The following is a 4,332-nucleotide window of genomic DNA, read 5'->3' as shown; positions in this document are numbered from 1 at the left end:
TCCGGTAACGGAACACTCGGTGTTAATACCTGCTATCTCTGCACCCCTTTTTTCAGCTATCGAGGACACCATGGATCAGGAATTCATTGATATGCCGAGCATTGATCACCCGTATGCCCTATCAACTGAAGAGGATGATGTTGATCATGTGGCACTCACACCGCTTATGCACGGATTAGGTCAGCGGCTACAGACTAAAGATAGCCAGCAAGCGCATGAGATGCTCGAAGAGATCGGCAAAACGTTACGTGCAATGGTAGAGGGGCTGCTCACTTTGCAGGTTGAACAGGCAGCCTTGGCAGATAAGCATCTTCGCCCGATTGAGGATAATCCTCTGCGTTTGGGGCTAGATTATGAGGCGACATTGGCGTTGTTGTTTGCTGATGGTAAAAGCCCTGTACATCTGTCTGCGCCTGCTGCGGTCAATGAAGTGCTACGTAATGTACGGATACACCATATTGCTAATCAACAGGCTATAGCGGCTGCGCTAGACAATATTTTGCAGGCATTTTCTCCGCAAGCGTTGTTAGGGCGTTTTACTCACTATCGCCGTACTAGCTTATCAATGGAGCATGAAGAGGGCTGGGCATGGACGATGTATCAACACTATTACCGTGAACTGACCTCGGTGCGCCAACAAGGGTTCGATAAATTATTTCATCAAGTTTATGACCAAGCCTATGACCGAGCTGTGCGTGAACAGCAGGAACAGTTCTGATGATGCGGACATTATGGTTTGTACTGTGGCTATTTTTACTGGCCGGTTGTACTACGCTCGGCAAAATAACCGATGTTGTGATGAATCCGGATATACAAGTGGGTAGTCATGCAGAGCAACCCTCGACCGTAGGGCTGACTTTGCTCGCAGAACCTGATGTGAATCCGAATGAGAGTGGTGATGCTGCCCCAATAGAGTTTCAGGTGCTGATGCTATCCGAAGACTCACGTTTGCTGGCTACTGACTACGATCAGGTGACAGATGATGTGGCGAAAGCCTTAGGGAAAAATTATATAAATCATCAAGATTACACGTTATTACCTGGGCAGTTTAAGTATTTACCACCGGTGGTACTGGAAGAGGGTGTTCGTTATGTCGCTGTTATCGCTCGCTATTCTGAGCCTGATCAGGCTGAGTGGCGCAAGGTGGTAAAAGTGAATTATACCGGGCGGGCTTATCAGATTCTGGTGCATCTGCGTCAGAGTGATGTTGAACTGCAAAAAGAAGAAGAATAACCATGTCGAGCCGAAATAAGGTGATTTGGCGCGAGGGGTTGTTTATTAAACCTCAGCATTTTCAGCAGCAACAGCGGCATACTGATCACATATTGCATGCCCGTTTTAGTGCACTGAGCGATTATTTTTACGGATTACAATCTCTGACGCTTAATGAAGAGTACCTCGGATTTGGTCGGATAGCATTGGTGAGTGCCCGTGGTGTCATGCCTGATGGTACGGTATTTAATCTTCCGGCTGATGATATGCTGCCACCTCCGCTCGAGATCACTGATGTTTCAGTGGCCAATCAAAAGATTTATCTGACTCTACCTTTATCTATCAGTGGTGTTAAAGAAGTTGGGGAGGTGGGGCATGCTGTTGCGACAAGAATACAAGCAAGCCGTCATGATATTAGGGATCTGCACAGTGACAGTGGTGATGTGACCTCACTGGAAGTGGGGAAAGTAAGTCTGCGTTTGATGCTTGAGCGAGAAGATCGTAGTGCGTATGCAGCCATTGCGATAGCCCGAATTAGGGATAAACGGCCAGATGGCGGATTGGTGCTTGATCCGAACTTCATGCCTTGCAGTATCAGTATTTCTGCTATTTCAGCGTTGAAACGCTTTTTAGGAGAGTCGGCAGGTCTGGTTGCTGAACGAGCGCGTAGTTTAGCACAGCGTTTAGCTGCACCTGGCCAGCAGGGTGTGGCTGATGTTGCAGAATTTATGATGTTGCAACTGCTCAACCGCGCGCAGCCTCAGTTATCTCATTTGGCGCGCCTTGATACATTACATCCAGAGCGGCTACATGAAGCATTGGTGCAACTGTGCGGTGAGTTGATGACCTTTACGGATGAGTCTCGTTTACCCCCTGAATTTCCTGCATATCAACATGATGAACCACAAACGAGCTTTGAGCCTGTGATGTTGGCACTTCGTCAAGCCCTCAGTACCGTGCTTTCACCAAAAGCCGTCTCTATTCAGTTACGAAAGCATCAGCATGGTGTGCTGGTTGCTGTTATTGGGGATCGGGAGTTGATGACCCGTGCTGAATTTGTGTTGGCGGTGCGTGCGCGTATGCCACAAGAGCAGCTGCGTAAACAGTTTCAGCAACAGACCAAAATAGCCTCCAGTGAGAAAATCCGTGAACTTATCAATTTACAACTGCCGGGTATTCCCTTACTGCCTCTGCCGGTTGCGCCACGCCAATTGCCTTACCACGCAGGTTACAGCTATTTCCAATTAGATAGGCAAAGCCCTGCATGGCAAATGTTGGTTCAAGGCAACACATTGGCTTTCCATATCGCAGGAAGTTTTCCTGAGTTAGATATGCAATTTTGGGCGATTCGCAGTCAGGGATGAAGCGATTAATGACCACCGACATAATCAAACATGAGCAACTCAATGATCTTTTATACGACCATGCTACTCAGCTCGATTTCGATTCTGATTACTGGTTTCGTCTTCGTGGGTACAGTATTAATCCGATCATTGATGCAGTAACCCCACTGTTGGGCATGGTGTTACGCATTCGACAACTCTCTAGTCATGATCAGGTTGCTGAACTTTATCAGCGGGTAGTCACTGAAATTCAGGCTATCGAACAGGAGCTGATCGCTCATGGATATGAGAATGGTATGGTGCTCTCTTTTCGTTACATTTTGTGCACTTTTATTGATGAAGCGGTGATGAGCCAAGAGTGGGGCAGCTTGAGTGAATGGTCGGAACACTCTTTACTTACCCGCTTTCATAATGAAACGTGGGGAGGTGAAAAGGTCTTTGTACTGCTAAACAAATTACAAGAAGACCCAGCTCGTTACCGTGAGGTACTGGAGTTTATTTATCTGTGTTTGTGTCTTGGATTTGAAGGGCGTTATCGCGTGATGAACCATGGGCGTGAAGAGTTTGAGCGGGTTGTTCGGCAGTTGCACCACCAATTGAGTGTAGATTGTGATGATTCCCCAATAGTCTTTCATCTTAATTTAGGACAACAGATTTCGAGTTCACCATTAAAACCGGAAATTTCATTACGCAGTCTATGTATTGGAACGGTCATTACTCTGCTAGGTATATTCATTTTTTATTATAGCCGGTTAGATAACCAGACTCAGGATGTGCTGCGTCAGTTAAATGAATTATTGAAATAAGTTTAATTAAAATAAGTTAAGGAGAACTTGTTTTGATTCGTATCGAACTGCCTGTATTGGTGGAAAGACTTAATCCTGTGTGTCGGCATATGCTCGAAGAGTCTGCGGCCCAGTGTGTCAGTCATCAGGGCGCTGAGATCCGTATTGAGCACCTATTGCTCAACATGGTAGAGACCCCTCTAAGTGATGCCAGAATGATTATGCAGCGCGCCGGAGTAGATATTGTCGCGCTACGTACATTGTTGCAACCTGCCAATACGAGCCATGCTTTCGAACCAGGATACCCCGCTTTTTCACCGCTGCTGGTGGAATGGATACAGGATAGTTGGTTGCTCGCATCCGCCCAATTTAAGCATATTCAGTTGCGAAGTGGGATTTTGTTGCTGGTACTGCTAATGACACCCTCCCGCTACCTGCCTACTGCTGTTGTTCGGCTGTTGATGGTCATTAATCGTGATTTGGTGCATCAACAATTTGATGAGTGGGTTAGCGAGTCAGCCGAAACGAATATTGAACCTGACATTAAATCAGTTTCTACAGATAAAGTGGCTGTGCTGGCCGAAGCGTCATTACTGGGAAGGTTTACACAAAACATTACCGAGTTGGCGCGCAACAACGGTATTGATCCGGTACTGTGCCGAGATCATGAAATTGATTTGATGATTGATATTTTATCTCGCCGCCGTAAGAACAACCCGATTGTGGTCGGTGAGGCGGGTGTCGGTAAAAGCGCGCTTATTGAAGGGCTGGCACTGCGGATAGTGGCCGGCCATGTGCCAGAAAAATTACGTGATGTCATACTGCTGTCTCTTGATCTGGGCGCGATGCAGGCCGGAGCATCAGTAAAGGGTGAGTTTGAAAAACGCTTTAATGGGGTTATTCAGGAGGTTAATGCGGCTAAATATCCGGTGATCCTCTTTATTGATGAAGCGCATACGTTGATAGGTGCGGGTAATCAGGCCGGTGGGTTG

5 protein-coding genes are annotated in these 4,332 nt (G+C 46.9%); all 5 read left to right on the top strand.

Going from position 1 to position 4,332, the window contains the following annotated elements; translation table 11 throughout:
• The coding region (gene tagH / locus ACRC27_RS02045; RefSeq protein ID WP_438639073.1) for a type VI secretion system-associated FHA domain protein TagH at positions 1-718 on the top strand (718 nt) is incomplete at its 5' end.
• Positions 718-1,233, top strand: a complete 516-nt coding sequence (tssJ, locus tag ACRC27_RS02040; protein ID WP_438639072.1) for a type VI secretion system lipoprotein TssJ — start codon at positions 718-720, stop codon at positions 1,231-1,233. The genes tagH and tssJ, both read left to right, overlap by 1 nt.
• A gap of 2 nt (positions 1,234-1,235) precedes the next feature.
• Positions 1,236-2,576 carry a type VI secretion system baseplate subunit TssK gene (tssK, locus tag ACRC27_RS02035; RefSeq protein ID WP_438639071.1) on the top strand — a complete coding sequence of 447 codons (1,341 nt, stop codon included), beginning with the start codon at positions 1,236-1,238 and terminating at the stop codon, positions 2,574-2,576.
• Positions 2,577-2,584: 8 nt separating this feature from the next.
• A complete protein-coding gene (gene icmH / locus ACRC27_RS02030) occupies positions 2,585-3,361 on the top strand; it encodes a type IVB secretion system protein IcmH/DotU (protein WP_438634458.1) in 777 nt (258 codons plus the stop codon).
• Positions 3,362-3,393: 32 nt separating this feature from the next.
• Positions 3,394-4,332, top strand: a 939-nt coding sequence (locus ACRC27_RS02025; RefSeq protein WP_438639070.1) for an AAA family ATPase, incomplete at its 3' end; no start/stop codon positions are given.

The sequence above is a fragment of the Plesiomonas sp. genome (assembly GCF_051650925.1).
Classification (GTDB): domain Bacteria; phylum Pseudomonadota; class Gammaproteobacteria; order Enterobacterales; family CAMTGL01; genus Plesiomonas.
Note: the sequence above shows the minus strand (reverse complement) of the source record. Positions and strands in the feature narration are given on the sequence as shown.

Bases quoted from the DNA above. Each gene is read 5' to 3' on its own strand.
- tssJ (WP_438639072.1), top strand. From the start codon at position 718: ATGATGCGGACATTATGGTTTGTACTGTGGCTATTTTTACTGGCCGGT.
- tssK (WP_438639071.1), top strand. From the start codon at position 1,236: ATGTCGAGCCGAAATAAGGTGATTTGGCGCGAGGGGTTGTTTATTAAA.
- icmH (WP_438634458.1), top strand. From the start codon at position 2,585: ATGACCACCGACATAATCAAACATGAGCAACTCAATGATCTTTTATAC.